At 49.6% G+C, this 14,402-nt stretch carries 14 protein-coding genes; 10 read left to right on the top strand and 4 right to left on the bottom strand.

Translation table 11 applies throughout. The features are described 5' to 3' along the window. The first annotated feature begins 84 nt into the window (after nt 1-84). From I8U17_RS12595 to I8U17_RS12580, 5 genes are all read left to right on the top strand, one after another. Nucleotides 85-930: a YihY/virulence factor BrkB family protein gene (locus tag I8U17_RS12595; RefSeq protein ID WP_160173793.1), complete on the top strand. Its 846-nt coding sequence runs from the start codon at nt 85-87 to the stop codon at nt 928-930. Between the two features lie 275 nt (nt 931-1,205). Then, nucleotides 1,206-1,328, top strand: a complete 123-nt coding sequence (locus I8U17_RS18600; protein ID WP_255518265.1) for a hypothetical protein — start codon at nt 1,206-1,208, stop codon at nt 1,326-1,328. Nucleotides 1,329-1,648: 320 nt separating this feature from the next. Then, nucleotides 1,649-3,265, top strand: a complete 1,617-nt coding sequence (aceB, locus tag I8U17_RS12590; RefSeq protein WP_198059491.1) for a malate synthase A — start codon at nt 1,649-1,651, stop codon at nt 3,263-3,265. A 6-nt stretch (nt 3,266-3,271) separates the two neighbouring features. After that, nucleotides 3,272-4,552, top strand: coding sequence for an isocitrate lyase (aceA, locus tag I8U17_RS12585; protein ID WP_198059490.1), 1,281 nt, complete (start codon nt 3,272-3,274; stop codon nt 4,550-4,552). 124 nt (nt 4,553-4,676) lie between these two features. Then, complete coding sequence (locus I8U17_RS12580; RefSeq protein WP_198056089.1) at nt 4,677-5,378, top strand: creatininase family protein; 702 nt, start codon at nt 4,677-4,679, stop codon at nt 5,376-5,378. A 103-nt stretch (nt 5,379-5,481) separates the two neighbouring features. Here I8U17_RS12580 and I8U17_RS12575 read toward each other — a convergent pair whose 3' ends face one another. Continuing rightward, the gene (locus I8U17_RS12575; protein ID WP_033099541.1) at nt 5,482-6,954 is read right to left on the bottom strand and encodes a nicotinate phosphoribosyltransferase; all 1,473 of its coding nucleotides are present in this window, start codon (nt 6,952-6,954) and stop codon (nt 5,482-5,484) included. A gap of 37 nt (nt 6,955-6,991) precedes the next feature. Then, nucleotides 6,992-7,402 (bottom strand): M67 family metallopeptidase, encoded by a 411-nt coding sequence (locus I8U17_RS12570; protein ID WP_052153939.1) that lies wholly within the window; start codon nt 7,400-7,402, stop codon nt 6,992-6,994. Nucleotides 7,403-7,675: 273 nt separating this feature from the next. Here I8U17_RS12570 and I8U17_RS12565 point away from each other — a divergent pair, with 273 nt between their 5' ends. The 4 genes from I8U17_RS12565 to I8U17_RS12550 all read left to right on the top strand — a co-directional run bounded on the left by I8U17_RS12565 (nt 7,676) and on the right by I8U17_RS12550 (nt 10,899). After that, nucleotides 7,676-8,542: a DUF72 domain-containing protein gene (locus I8U17_RS12565; protein ID WP_033099540.1), complete on the top strand. Its 867-nt coding sequence runs from the start codon at nt 7,676-7,678 to the stop codon at nt 8,540-8,542. A 50-nt stretch (nt 8,543-8,592) separates the two neighbouring features. Beyond that, the gene (locus I8U17_RS12560) at nt 8,593-10,068 is read left to right on the top strand and encodes a bifunctional metallophosphatase/5'-nucleotidase (RefSeq protein WP_198056087.1); all 1,476 of its coding nucleotides are present in this window, start codon (nt 8,593-8,595) and stop codon (nt 10,066-10,068) included. A 182-nt stretch (nt 10,069-10,250) separates the two neighbouring features. Further along, a complete protein-coding gene (locus tag I8U17_RS12555; RefSeq protein ID WP_033099539.1) occupies nt 10,251-10,508 on the top strand; it encodes a DUF6154 family protein in 258 nt (85 codons plus the stop codon). A gap of 88 nt (nt 10,509-10,596) precedes the next feature. Then, nucleotides 10,597-10,899 (top strand): YunC family protein, encoded by a 303-nt coding sequence (locus I8U17_RS12550; protein ID WP_198056086.1) that lies wholly within the window; start codon nt 10,597-10,599, stop codon nt 10,897-10,899. 104 nt (nt 10,900-11,003) lie between these two features. On the opposite strand, the gene I8U17_RS12545 is transcribed toward I8U17_RS12550, so the two are convergent. Beyond that, on the bottom strand, nt 11,004-11,930 hold the full coding sequence (locus I8U17_RS12545) for an RluA family pseudouridine synthase (protein WP_052153937.1): 927 nt from the start codon (nt 11,928-11,930) through the stop codon (nt 11,004-11,006). 216 nt (nt 11,931-12,146) lie between these two features. On the opposite strand from I8U17_RS12545, the gene I8U17_RS12540 reads away from it, so the two are divergent. Then, nucleotides 12,147-12,566, top strand: a complete 420-nt coding sequence (locus I8U17_RS12540; RefSeq protein WP_033099537.1) for a thiol-disulfide oxidoreductase DCC family protein — start codon at nt 12,147-12,149, stop codon at nt 12,564-12,566. Nucleotides 12,567-13,001: 435 nt separating this feature from the next. On the opposite strand, the gene I8U17_RS12535 is transcribed toward I8U17_RS12540, so the two are convergent. Next, nucleotides 13,002-14,261 carry a tetratricopeptide repeat protein gene (locus tag I8U17_RS12535; RefSeq protein WP_198059489.1) on the bottom strand — a complete coding sequence of 420 codons (1,260 nt, stop codon included), beginning with the start codon at nt 14,259-14,261 and terminating at the stop codon, nt 13,002-13,004. Nucleotides 14,262-14,402 lie beyond the last annotated feature (141 nt).

Here is a 14,402-nt window from a genome sequence, read left to right as displayed (position 1 = left end):
ATCTTTTACAATCCGTTATGTTTGCTGAAAAAATAGGTTAAAAAGATAGATAGAGCTTGTTTATCCATATTGGGAGGAATCATGTTGTTTATTTTATTTTTAAAGATTTTGCGGAAAAGAATTTGGGAAGACGGCATTTTTGATTTGGCTGCCCAATTAGCATATTACTTCCTGATGTCCCTGTTTCCCTTTTTGCTGCTGGCGGTCACGATGCTCGGCTTTCTTCCGTTCCGGTCCGACAATATTCTCGGAATGATCAAACCGTATGCTCCGGCCGGCACTTACCAACTCATTGCTTCCAATTTGACCAGTATTCTGGATCAGCAAAACAGTGGCATTTTTTCCGTCAGTTTGATTGTGACGATCTATCTCGCTTCAGTTGCCTTCCGGTCGATCATCCGGATTCTGGACAACGCTTATCGCGTTCATGTCGAACGGACTTTTTGGAGTGAGTTTATCATCGGTTTTTTTCTGATGTTCAGCCTGCTCGTCGCCCTGATCGTCTCCTTGACCCTGCCGATTTTCGGGAAGATATTGGGGGAATTCGTCTTCAGCTTGTTCGGGGTGGAGAAATGGTTTTTGGAGTTTTGGGTTTGGGTTCGCTGGCTGTTAAGTACGCTCGTTTTATTTTCCGTCTTTTGGAATCTTTACAAGTGGGCCCCGCACATTCGCGTCTCCTTCAGGCAGGCATTGCCCGGTGCTGTTTTTGCAACCCTCGGCTGGCAGATCAGTTCGTACGGTTTTTCGTTTTATGTTTCGATCAATCAAAATTATTCCCATATCTATGGGAATTTAGGAGCGATCATCGTTTTGGTCGGCTGGTTTTACCTGTCGGCAGTCGTGCTTGTCCTGGGGGGATTGATCAATGCGACCTGGTATCAGGTGAAGTTGGGGAGAGCCGTGACGGAAACGGGGGAGAAAGTATATTGACAAGTAGTTCCGGTGAAACTTTTCGGGCATTTGTCTCGTCACAATAGATAGGGTCAGGATGTTTGGCAGCCATCTCATCCAAATACGGGTGAGATTTCACCAACCAGTTGTGTCTAAATATTTAATTTATTTATAACTCGGCGGCAATCGGTGCGGCTGCGGGAGGGAAATAAAGTTGTAATCGAAGAAATAAATATATAATTGAAATTATTATTTTCACAAACGGTTGGTAAATCCCATATGAGCCGGATTAAAAACAGAAAGAAGGTGAAGAGATGAAAGAATGGGATCCGATTGAATTGAATATCGAGCCGCAAGACGGTGAATTGGAGTGCGAAATAGGCGGGCTGAAATGGGAATTGCCTGATGATGGTGTCAAGATTGATATCGATTTTTGACCGGGATTCAGGCGGGCTGATTTAACGGAGATACAAAGCGATATTATAACCTGTGTTTAAGATCGCTCTGCCGACAGGGTGTATGCCGACAAACATGAGCAGAAGGATCCGGGAGCAAAGAGATGCCTCCGGATCCGACTGATCTATCGGAACTTGAAACAAGCCGGCCGCTCTTTTGGCAGAGCGGTTTTTCTTTTCCGGAAAGAATGAAAAAATCGAAAATAGGTATTGTTATATAACAGTAACTGTGTTAATATAGTTACTAACAAGGGGTTTCTGTTATATAATAATGCGAATCGTGATCAAAGGGGAGAAATACGATGTATGATCTGGAATTGGAAGGGATCAAAGTGAATGCCCCGATCCCCCCAGCCTATGAAGAAATTTTAACAGCAGGGGCACTTTCGTTTATTGGCAAATTAGCCAGGGCTTTTACCGCCCGGCGGGATCGGTTGTTATGTAACAGGATGAAACGGCAGGCTGATCTGGATCGCGGGATTTGGCCCGACTTCCTCGAGGAAACCAAAGCGGTGCGGGAAGGGGATTGGGCGATTTCCGATCTGCCGGAAGACTTGAAGGACCGGCGAGTTGAAATCACCGGGCCGGCCGGAGACCGAAAAATGGTCATCAATGCGCTCAACTCTGGGGCGAAGGTGTTTATGGCCGATTTTGAAGACGCCAGTTCTCCCACATGGAAGAACATGATTCAAGGTCAGATCAATTTGCGCGATGCGATTCGCGGGACGATTCAATTTACCAGCGAAAACGGGAAAACCTATCGCCTGCAGGAAAATCCGGCGGTACTGGTTGTCAGACCCCGCGGGCTTCATCTGGATGAACACCATATTTGGGTTGACGGCCAGCCGGTTCCGGGAGGATTGGTGGACTTCGGTCTTTATTTTTACCATAATGCCAGCCTGCTCATAAAAAGGGGATCCGGGCCCTATTTTTACTTGCCCAAGCTGGAAAGCCATCTGGAGGCGCGTTTCTGGAATGATGTCTTTTTGTTCGCCCAGCACGAATTGGGCATTCCGCGCGGAACGATCAAGGCCACTGTTTTGATTGAGACGATCATGGCTGCGTTTGAAATGGATGAAATTCTTTACGAACTGCGTGAGCATTCAGCCGGTTTAAATTGCGGGCGCTGGGATTATATCTTCAGTTTTATCAAAAGATTAAGGAATTTTCCTGAGGTGATCTTGCCGGACCGGGCCAGTGTGACCATGACCGCACCCTTCATGCGGGCGTACAGTTTGCTGGCGATCAAAACTTGCCACCGTCGTAACGCCCCCTGCATCGGCGGAATGGCTGCGCAAATTCCGGTCAAAAACGACCCCGGGGCAAATGAGCGCGCGAAAAACTCGGTCCGGCTCGACAAAGAGCGGGAAGCGAAAGACGGGCATGACGGCACCTGGGTGGCTCATCCCGGTTTGGTTCCCGTCGCCAGGGAAGTATTTGACCGGTTTATGCCCGGACCGAATCAGATCGGGAAGCAGCGGGAGGATGTCGCCGTTTCCGCGAAAGACCTGCTGAAAGTTCCCAAAGGCAAGATCACGGAGAAGGGATTGCGCACAAATATCCGTGTGGCCATTTTATATCTCGAAGCCTGGATTCGCGGATTCGGGGCGGTCGGAATCGACCATCTGATGGAAGACGCGGCAACCGCGGAAATCTCCCGGGCTCAGGTGTGGCAATGGATTCGCCATGAAAAAGGGGTGCTGGAGGATGGGCGGAACATCAGCCCGGCATTGGTGCGCGAGATGATCGGTGAAGAGATGGAAAAATTGAAAAATGAAGTGGGTGAACAGCAGTGGCCGGATCGGAAATTCGAGGAAGCGCGCCGTCTGTTTTCTGAATTGGTGTTCGATAGTGAATTTGCGGAATTCCTGACACTCCCGGGTTCCGGACTTCTTTTCCAATTCGATCAGAAAGGATGACGATCAATGAGATATGCTGAACAGGCAGAGATGTTGCGAAAAGATTGGAAGGAAAATCCCCGTTGGAAAGGGATTTCCCGTACCTACACGCCGGAGCAGGTGCTGCGTCTGCGCGGATCGGTTCAAATCGAATACACGTTGGCCAGAAGAGGGGCGGAACGTCTTTGGGATTTGCTGCACCGCGAGCCCTTTATCCGCGCATTGGGTGCCTTGACCGGGAACCAGGCAGTACAACAGGTAAAAGCGGGGTTAAAAGCGATTTATTTGAGTGGATGGCAAGTTGCGGCTGATGCCAATCTGGCCGGACAGATGTATCCGGATCAAAGTCTCTACCCGGCCAACAGTGTTCCCGAGGTGGTGAAACGGATCAATCGGGCGCTTCAGCGGGCCGACCAGATTGAGCATGTGGAAGGCAAAACGGACCGGGAATGGTTTGTTCCGATCGTGGCGGATGCGGAGGCGGGATTTGGAGGGCCGCTCAATGTGTTTGAGCTGATGAAAGCGATGATTGAAGCCGGGGCTGCCGGTGTTCATTTTGAAGACCAATTGGCTTCCGAAAAGAAATGCGGGCATCTCGGCGGGAAAGTGCTGATTCCCACCTCACAAGCAGTGCGCAATCTGATTGCGGCGAGGCTGGCCGCAGATGTGATGGGGGTGCCGACCGTGCTGATTGCCCGCACGGATGCCAATGCCGCCCAATTGATTACCAGTGACATCGATCCACGTGATCACGAGTTTATCACCGGTGAACGAACGGCGGAGGGATTCTACCGGATTCGCAACGGACTGAAAACAGCGATTGCCCGTGGGCTTGCTTACGCACCGTATGCCGATCTCATCTGGTGTGAAACGTCGGAGCCCGATCTGGAGGAAGCACGGCAGTTCGCTGAAGCGATTCATGCCAAGTTTCCGGGGAAAATGCTGGCTTACAACTGCTCTCCGTCGTTCAATTGGAAAAAGAAATTGGATGAAAAAACGATTCTCCGCTTCCAAGAGGAGCTCGGGAAAATGGGATACAAATTCCAATTTGTGACCTTGGCCGGCTTCCATGCCCTGAACCACAGCATGTTCCGGCTGGCCAAAGAGTACAACAGAGAGGGAATGGCCGCCTACTCCAGGCTGCAACAGGCCGAATTTGCACTGGAGAACGAAGGGTACAGCGCCACGCGCCATCAGCGGGAAGTGGGTACGGGCTACTTTGATGAAGTTTCCATGGTCATCTCCGGAGGAACCTCTTCAACCACTGCCATGTCAGGTTCGACAGAAGAAGAACAGTTTACGGCGTGACCGGGAGATTGTCTGGAAGAAAGCCGTCCGGGTTGCTGCGGGCGGCTTCTTTGATGTGTCCGGCAGGCAAGAGTTGATCCCGGATCGAACAGTTTATAGAAGAGTTCCTTAGGGGGATGAATCAATGAACCATTTTTCAACATGGCCCGAAGTGAAAAACGTGGAGATCGCCTTTTTGCCCATCGGTTCGCTGGAGCAGCATGGGTATCATTTGCCAATCGCTGCCGACAGCATCATTGCCGAAGCGATTGCACATGAATGCGCCAAAAGATTTGACCACTCGTTTGTCTGCCCGGTGCTTCCTTATTCCGCATCATTCGAGCATGCGGGCTTTCCTGGTTCGATCTCGTTGCAGTCCATTACGATTATCATGGTTGTCAAGGATATTATCCGCTCATTGGAGCGCATGGGCGTGGACAAGATCGTGATGATCAACGGGCACGGCGGAAACTATTTGTTGGGGAATATTGCACAGGAGATGAATGTGGATCATTCACGCATTTTGCTTGCGCCCAGCCGCAAACATTGGGAAAAGGCGTATGAACAGGCCGGGATTTCGGCCGCTCCTTCGCGTGACATGCATGCGGGGGAGGGAGAAACATCCATTCTCATGTACTTGGATGAGGCATTGGTGAGGATGGAGCAGAGGGTGGATGTGGATTCGCCGGAACGCGATCTGCTGACGGCATGCGGAATAAAACCTTATACGGAAACGGGAGCGATTGGATTTCCGACCCGGGCCAGTGCAGACAAAGGGAGAATCCTCCTGCAAGCTTTGGGGGAGCAAATTTCAATGACAGTTCGGAAATTCATGGAAGGAACATGATAAGCAAGACTTAAAGCCAACCAAAACAAAGAGCGACACAAAACCGGGGCAAACCCCGTTTGCGTCGCTCTTTGTTTTGGATTCTCATCCGGTTCATCGCATCCTAATCGTGGTGGCCATTTTCCGCTTTGATCGATTCATAGATATCATGCAAAAGCTGTTGTTTCGTCTGCCATAAGTTTTCTGATAGATCCACATGGTATTCTTCTGGATTTAATATGCGCAAATGCTCCTCCCAGAAGAGAGAGAGCTGCTGTTGATGATAACGGCGGATTTCGTCTAATGAAGGCAGCTCGTAAACCCGTTCGCCGTTTTTAAAAATCGGTTGCAAGAGGGGAATGGCCCGGAAATGTTTCACCTTTTTGCGTCGGAAAGGTTGCAGCGGGTGAAACAGAACCAGCGGTTTGGATTCATCCACTTGTTCTTCAAGCAGGGTGAGCAGATCGCCGCGGGCTTTTCCGTTCTTGCGGTCCACAATGCGATAAATGTTTTTGAGGCCCGGAGTCGTCACTTTCGACGGATTGGAAGAAATTTTAATCGTCGGTTTCCATTCGCCGTTTTCATAACGGGAGACCATTTTGTACACAGCGCCCAATGCCGGTCTGTCATAGGCGGTGATCAATTTGGTGCCGACGCCCCATGCGTCGATCTTCGCCCCCTGCGATTTCAGATTTAAAATGGTGAATTCGTCCAAATCGCTGGAAGCGACGATTTTGGTTTCCGTAAGTCCGGCTTCGTCCAACATTTTCCGGGCTTTTTTGGAAAGGTAAGCGAGGTCGCCGCTGTCCAGACGGATTCCGGCCAGGGTTTTTCCTTGCTGTTTTAACTCCAGTCCCACCTGAATGGCGTGCGGAATACCGCTTTTCAAGGTGTCGTAGGTGTCGACGAGAAGCACCGCTTGATCCGGAAAAGCAGCGGCATAGGCCCGGAACGCTTCCAACTCGCTGTCAAAGTCCTGCACCCAGGAGTGCGAATGCGTGCCCGATGTGGGAATGCCGAACACATTGCCGGCCAGTGTGTTGGAGGTGGCGTCAAACCCGCCGATATAGGCGGCCCTGGCTCCCCAGACGGCGGCATCCATTTCCTGGGCGCGGCGTGTCCCGAATTCCAGAAGCATGTCGTCTTTGGCAATATGGCGAATACGGGCTGCCTTGGTGGCGATCAGTGACTGGTAACCGATGAAATTGAGGAGCGCCGTTTCAATCAACTGAAGCTCGATCACCGTTCCCTCCAGCCTGACCAGGGGTTCATCGGGAAAAACGATGGTTCCCTCCGGCATGGCATGGATATTTCCGGTAAAGCGGAACGAACGTAACAGATCAAAAAATTCCGGTTCAAAGTGTTCATTCATTGAACGCAGGTATTCGATGTCTTCTTCGGTGAAACGCAGATTCTCCAGATAATGAACGGCTCTTTCCAAACCGGCGAAGACAACATATCCGTTGCCGAACGGCAGGCTGCGAAAATACAGGTCAAATGCCCGCCGGTGATGATGCGTTTTGTTTTTGAAGTGTGCGTACATCATGGTGATTTGGTATTTATCCGTATGCAGTGCGGAAATCGGTGGCAAATTCATTTTTTGTAAACTCCTGTCTGTCTGTATTGCCATGGGATTAATCAGTGATTTTATAAATGATCGGGATCGCTTGGTTTTTCTTTATATAGTAAGCGCCTAGTTGCACTTGTTTATCCTTCAGGGAAAGAATCCAAAAACTTTTGTGGACAAAATGCCAGCCTGAGCGGTCGCGGGCCGATGGATAAGCATCGCTGAGCGGATGGGAATGCAAAACGCCGAGCCATTCCAGCTGAAGGGAACGGATTTTTTTGACGGCTTCAAAGTAGGCACGCGGTTCAAAATCAAGGAAACAAGGGCCGCTGTTTTGTCCGGGGATTGGAAAAAAATGCGTGATCACGGACCCGTGGCCGGCCAAAAAACCGTATCCCTGATGCGGATACTGATTCAGGCAGTACTCCTTCATCTGTTCAATTACATAAGAGTGAATGGTAAGAAAGGATGGCTTCATCCCTCAGCTCTCCCCGCCGGATTTGATCAACCCAATCTATGAATCTCCCATTATTTTATATTTCTCTGAAGATGAAGTCTATGGGCAACTTGCGTGATTGGGAGAAAATGATCAGGGATTTCCGGCATAAGCGGTTGATGGAACAAGCTTAAGCAAACTTGCAACACACTTTTGAAGAATACGCGACCTGACGTTTTTTTCCGATATCACTAATGGTAGAATGAAGGGAGAAGCTCATTATTTACGGAATTTTACCAGAAAGGCAGATTTCTGATGAGTAGAATAGTAAACCCGGTTCAAGTGGGTTTATGCGGATGGGGAGATCATGATTTGTACCCGCCGGGAACGGGATCGCGGGAGAAGCTGGCGATTTACGCCGGTTATTTTCCTGTAGTGGAAGTGGACAGCACCTATCATGCGATCGCCCCGAAGGAGCGGATGGAGCGATGGGCAGAGGAGACACCGGAGTCATTTCGCTTTGTCGTCAAGGCTTACCGCGAATTGACCGGTCACGGGCGAACGGAGCGGGCGCCGGTACGCTCCTGGACGCAGCTGGTCGAAGAAATGATCGAATCGGTTATGCCGATGATGAAGTCGGGCAAACTATCAATGTTACTTTTTCAGTTCCCTCCTTGGTATGATTGTAGCCAAAAACATGTGAAATATATTCGCCGGGTTCGGGAAGCGTTTCGCGATTTTCCGGTGGCGATCGAGTTCCGCAACCAGAGCTGGTTCCGGGCGGAGTTTCATGATAAAACGCTGCAATTTTTGGAGCGGGAAAAATTGATACACGTTATTTGCGATGAACCCCAGGCCGGGGAAGGTTCGGTTCCGGTTGTACTGGCGGTGACGAATCCGGAGCAGGTACTGATTCGCTTTCACGGACGCAATCGGTCTGGATGGAATAATACCGGCCAGCCCAACTGGCGGGACGTCCGTTATGCATACCGTTATTCCGATCAGGAGCTGGAGGAATGGGTCGGGCCGATTCGGGAATTGCAGAAAAAAGCGAAGAGCATTACGATCCTTTTTAATAACAATTCGCAGGGGGATGCCAAGGACAGCGCCATGAAAATGATCGGGAAATTGGGATTGCAGTTCGAGGGGTTGGCGCCGAGACAGCTGGCCTTTTTTGAATAACCGGATGTGAAAGCCGGCCGGCAAGAGAGCCGACTTAAGGGAGGTTTTTTGTGGGCTTGATAAAACGATTCCACCTTTTGCATACCAATGATTTGCACAGCCGTTTGGACGGGGCGGCGCAAATTCACCATCTGGTCACTTCGCTTCGGGAGAAATGGGCCGCGCAGGGAGAAGAAGGACTTTTAATCGATGTCGGCGATCATATGGATCGCATGCGCATGGAAACGGAAGGGACGGATGGGTGGGTAAACCGGGCGATTTTGGAGAAAACCGGCTATGATTTGTTTACATTTGGCAACAATGAATTGCTCACTTTTTCCAAGGATCATCTTGATGCTCTCTTCCGTGATGCTTCTTTTTCGGTGATCAGCAGCAATGTTTTTGAATACGGAAGCGATCGCCAGCCCGGTTGGCTTTCGCCGTACAAGATCAAGGAAGTAGCCGGGGTGAAATTTGGTTTCCTGGCGGCGACGATTCCGTACCCGCTGGTGTATGAGCAAATGGGCTGGACCGTGAAAGATCCGCTGACCGTTCTGAAAGAGGCCGTTCATTCTCTGCGGGGGCAGGTGGATTTGCTCATTTTGCTGTCGCATTTGGGATTGCCGAACGACCGGTTGCTGGCAGGCCAACTGGAGGGAATTGATATGATTCTCGGTGCGCACACGCACCATTTGCTCCCCGAACCGGAGCGGGAGAAGGGGACATGGATCGCGGCGGCCGGCAAGTTTGCCGAGTATCTCGGCCATGTTTCCTTGGAAATCGATCTTGAGCAGAAGCGTTTAATCCGTGTGGAGGGGCGCTGTTATGAGCTGAAAGGCCAGGAGGCATCGGCTGAAATTCTCAGTTTGATTGACCGCTACCGGGAAGAGGCGGAACGTAATTTGTCCGAACCCATCACTTATTTGCCCGAACCGTTGATTACCGACTGGTATGGTGAAGCGCCATTTGCCAATCTGCTGGCTGACAGCCTGCGTGACTGGGTGCAGGCCGACATCGCCCTGGTGAACAGCGGCCAATTGCTCAAGTCGGTCCGTTCCGGCCTGATTACCCGCAAAGATTTGCACCGGGTTTGTCCGCACCCGATCAACCCGGCTTTAATCAGGATTAAAGGAAAAGCAATCAAGGAGACGCTGGAAGAATCGCTGTTGCCCGAATTTCAGGAACAGCCGATTCGCGGATTTGGCTTTCGGGGAAAAGTTCTCGGATCGATGGCTGTGTCGGGAATGAAGGTAGAGTATGATTCCCGTGCCAAACCGCATGAAAAAATTCTTCGCATCATGGTAGGGCCGAGGGAACTGAATGAGGAAGAAGAATATGAGCTGGCCACCATCGACATGTTTACCTTTGGTGCCGGATACCTCGGCTTGAAAGAAGGGGAGATCATTCGCTTTTATCTGCCTGAGTTTTTGCGGGATTTGCTGGCAGTGCAGCTCAAAAAAACAGATGCGCTCCAAAGATGCAGGGAGCCGAGATGGATTGATGAAACAAGGAAACATTCATGTCTTTTCGGCACAACCCAAGTGTGAAAGCACAAGCAAAATCAGGTGGGGTGCGGGAACCGCGCTTCGGATTGCGATGGCTCTTTCTGAGATGGATTCCGTGGATCATTCTTGAAACGCATTAATAAACCATTTATTGTTAACCTAAAGGAAAAACCTCGCAAAAGGATAAGCACTGTTCTACAATATACATAAGGGAGGTTGCCGCGATGAGTTTTGTGGATGAAGTATATTCGCTATACAGGGATCAGTTAAATGATGATGAAGAAGATGCGGTTGCGATCGTTCTCAGCATTCTGGAAGAGCAGTCACGCGAGAATGTACTCCAGTTGATTGATGAGATGAGCGATGATGAGATTATGCAGATGCTGGGTGTCTATTTGGTGGAGATGCTGAAAATGAAAATGATTCAGGATGGAAAGCTCCAGCCGCACAGGTCGTTGTTAACTCCGTCCCGGTATCATTGATTCATAAAAAAATTGGCGCATTCTCTCACTTTTTTGGGCGTTTGCTCATACTTTGTTGTAAGAAGTAAGGGCTGAGGAGGGAATGCGCTTGATTGAGATGAAGCCGATTGACATCGATGGTCGCCAGGTTCTCGGAATCGAGGTTAAGTTGCCGAAAACAACATTGCTGGTGATCACAACCGATAAGGGATATATCATGTGTGGAGCATTGGATATCGCTTTATTGAACGAACGTCTTTCCGACCGCAACATAATTGCGGCAAGGGCAGTGGGAGTCCGTACATTGGAACAGCTGCTCGATGCTCCCCTCGAATCGGTTACGCACACGGCCGAGTCGATGGGAATTACTTCGGGAATGACGGGCAAAGAAGCACTGGTCAAGATGATGTGAAGAATACCTTTGTTGATTTTTGTCTACAGCCTCACCTTCGGATGTGATGTTCCGAAGGTTTTTCATTTTCCGCGAAAGTGGATTGCCGGTCAGGCCGTCCTGTCTCACGGATCAGTATGGCAGCAAAGCCGCAATCGATCTGCCGCCTGTTTCATATCGTCCGGAAGCGGGGAGGTGAAACGCATTTCTTTCCCCTGCAAGGGATGGAGGAAAGAGAGCACGCTGGAATGAAGCGCTTGCCTTTTGATCAGGGAAAGTTCCCCTTGATACAAGCTGTCTCCCATAAGGGGAGCTTGTAAATGAGCAAAGTGGACGCGAATTTGATGCGTTCGTCCGGTTTCCAGGCGCACCTCGACCAAGGCTCCCTGTTCATTTTGGTCTCGCACTTGATAATGGGTAACCGCATGCTCTCCGCCCTTCTTTATCTTCCGGCGGGTGGGGTGGCCGGGATCACGACCGATCGGGGCATCAATCGTGCCGGCAAGACGGGGCAGAGGGCGGCCGAGCAGCGCCAAATATCGGCGTTCGATTTTTTTCTGCCGCAGTTGCCGGTCGAGCAGCTGGTGCATGTATGCATTTTTGGCAATCAGGATCAAACCCGAGGTATTCCGGTCGAGGCGGTGAACGGGTCTCGGTACGCCCGAAACCCCTTGCTGTTCCCATACATGCAGGATGCCGTGAACCAGAGTGCTCCTGTCATCGGGACGGACAGGATGAACGGTCACCCCGGCCGGTTTGTCGATTACCATCAGATCGAGATCTTCATAAACGATGGTGAACGGCACCGGCTCGGGTTGCAGATCGGATTTCTCGAGCGGGCGAACGGCAGCCTTGATCTGATCGCCTGTTTTCACTTTTTGTTTCATCCAGGGGGAACGTCCGTTTAACAGAATTCCCTTCCGCCGGGTTAACCGATTGATCATGCGGCCGGACAGCTGGAGGGGGCCTTTGAGAATTTCTTCAACGGTCATCCCTTCCAAATCGGCCTTGATCGTATAGGTAATCCATTTATTGTTCATTGTTTTCACCATGGCGTTTTCCCTTTTCCAAAGATGTGATAAAGAATATGGTTTAACTACAGTTTAACTCCATTCAAACAAAAGGCAAACGTACCATGAAACATAAATGTGAATGTCTTTTTGGGAAAAACCGGGGATGGAAGAAAAAATGAGCGGAGAGTGCTGCCCCTTGACTGATCATTCGGAACCGGGGGAGCTCAAGGCGGAAGAACAGAGAGGGTGGGTAAAATGAATGGGAGGAATTTCCCGTTTGCGGTGATTTTTTTCGACGGGGTATGCAACTTCTGCAATCATTGGGTGCAATTTTTGCTTAAAAAGGATAAGGCCGGTGTTTTTCGTTTTGCCTCGTTGCAATCCAAAGTGGCCTGTTCCGTTTTGCCTGGATATGGAATTGAACCGGGGGCGCTGGAATCGATCGTTTTACTGGAAAACGGACGATGTTACACAGAATCTGCAGCAGTCCTGAGGATTTGCCGGCGGCTGAAAGGAGGATGGAGATGGTTTTCCCTCCTTGGAGCGATTCCGCGTCCGGTTCGCGATTATCTGTACCGCCAGGTGGCCAAACGGCGTTACCGTTGGTTTGGGCGTACCGAGAGCTGCATGGTGCCGGACAAGGAGATGCGGGACCGCTTTCTTGAAGATTTTTAAACCAATTTGATCGGCCGCACCACATCCCTCTGTCGAAAAATCGCCTTCCGATTTTTTCACGAATTGCTGAAGGTGTCCGGAGATCGGGGAGGGCGGGAGGCGGTCGGAAAATATGCGTTCGCCAGGGAATGTGTGAAGTCGTTAACAGGTGAGAGAAATTGATGCAAGGGGAGATTACCGAGATGTCATCCTGAAGCGATGAACCCGGAGGCGCGATTGATCCGAAAGTCTCCATACCAAGGGAAAAGTTGCCGCAAACGGATAAAGGGAAGGCTCCCTTTCATGATGGGAATGGTTCGGTACCCAAGAGCACCAAAATTTTTCTTTCACACACGAGTAAGGAAGCCCTCCATTTTTTAATCAATCGGTTCGGTATCACTTGGAGGATCGCCGAAAACGCCGAGATACACCACAGGAAGCCCCTCCTTTTTCAACTTACCCCTTGGCCAGTTGGAAGTATTGCTTCGAGTATTTTGCGTAGTTGGGTTCATCATTGAGTGCCAGATAGGCTTGTGCCAGTCCAAACAATGCTTCAAGCTTGCTGCTGGTATCCGTATCTAACTCATAGACTTTTAATAAATATTTGATTGCATCGGATGTTTTTTGTTCTGCAAGTAAGATTTTTGCTATATATAGCAATGTTTTAGAGTATTTTAACATATCATTTTCTCTATTTGCAATTTTCGATGCTTTCTGTAATATGTCGTGAGAAAGCTGGAATTCTTTTTTCTCAAAATAGACAATTCCGAGCTTTTGATATGCTTCCAGGAGGAGCCAGTGTCTTCGCGAGATTTTGCTTTTCAAATCAATGGCTGCTTTCAGGCATTTTTCGGCGCGGTCAAGTTCTCTACGCCCGCGGTAAATGTCGGCCAAGGTGATGTACAGCTCGAGTTGCCGTTCAAAATTATCGTTAATTCTCGCAATTTCCAGTCCTCTTTGCGCACAGGCGGCCGCTTCGTCATAGAGTTTGATCTCCATTTTCAGTTTTGCCTGCAGATCATAGATGCCGATCGCTGTTTCGATATTGATATCAAGTGAATCCACGGTGATTTGCTCCAGGGTTTTCAGTGCTTCCTCCGCTCTCCCCAATGCGCGCAGATAGATCGCCTTATTGGTTAAAAGGATGGTGTAATAATATTTTCGCTCCCCGCCAAGATCAAAACTTTTGATTCCTTCTTCCACATAGCGCAAGGCTTTCTCTTTGTTTTTGGTGTGTTTAAACTCGATGACCGACAGGTTGTTCAAAATGCAGGGTTTTAAATTATGCGGTTGATAGTCGACAGTTTTTTCGATCTCCTGCAAGGCCTTGTGAAAATACTCAACGGCTTTGTTGTTTTGCTTTAATTTGAAGTGACATCTTCCTTTTAAAAAGTGAAGAAGTGGGCCATCGTAGGAAGGGGGGAGGTTGGAGAGTTCTGCAAGGGTTTTTTTGGGGTCGGCGTACAGCTTGTTCTCCAGGATCAGCAAATCCAGCCGGCGTTCTTCGGCTTCTTCCTGATCTTTTTTGGAAAGTTCGCTGAGAGACAGATCCAGCTTACGGAGAAGGTAGCGAACCTTGACATGATTTTGCGTCAATCCGCGTTCAATTGAGGAGAGAGTGGCCCGGGGAATATAGTCATCAGCCAGATCGTCAAGGGTCATCCCGCGTTCCTTGCGAGTTTTGCGGATCAGTTGCCCGACCTTGACAAAATCCATTAAGCTTGGATACCTCCTTCTCTACTATTCGCATTTTTCTAACAAAATATATCACAACGTGTGTGGCAGTTACAACATGATTTTTGATATTTTTTGCAGTATAAAATTAATTATTACTGCACTTCCAGAAATATACGAGAT

The organism is Thermoactinomyces sp. CICC 10521 (genome assembly GCF_016055135.1).
Lineage (GTDB): Bacteria > Bacillota > Bacilli > Thermoactinomycetales > Thermoactinomycetaceae > Thermoactinomyces_A > Thermoactinomyces_A daqus.
The sequence above is the reverse complement of the archived record's forward strand: the minus strand, read 5'-3'. Positions and strand labels throughout refer to the sequence as shown.